The sequence below is a fragment of the Mesorhizobium sp. WSM4809 genome (genome assembly GCF_055811655.1).
Window position 1 is genome coordinate 1 of record NZ_JBVVQW010000084.1, and the last position, 251, is coordinate 251.

1 protein-coding gene is annotated in these 251 nt (G+C 45.8%); it reads right to left on the bottom strand.

The genetic code is table 11. The annotated features are described in order from the left end of the window. The coding region (locus tag AC0L24_RS33945) for a hypothetical protein (protein WP_473565110.1) at positions 1-251 on the bottom strand (251 nt) is incomplete at both ends.

The following is a 251-nucleotide window of genomic DNA, read 5'->3' on the forward strand; positions in this document are numbered from 1 at the left end:
TACCCAGATTCATCAACAGCAAAAGGAGTGTCCGTCACAAAAGGCGGGTTGTTTATTGGATTGTGAAGCGCAAACGGAAGCCCAAATTTTCTATATGAACTATCGTTGACAGTTAAATCAACATTAAAACCAGTCCACACAAAAGAACTGCCCGCCCCGGCCGGTATGGTGGCGTTTAATATAACGCCTGACGATCCGTCAGCAACATTCCCCGCGTTCACCGTTAACTCGCTATTCATCACATAAGCATC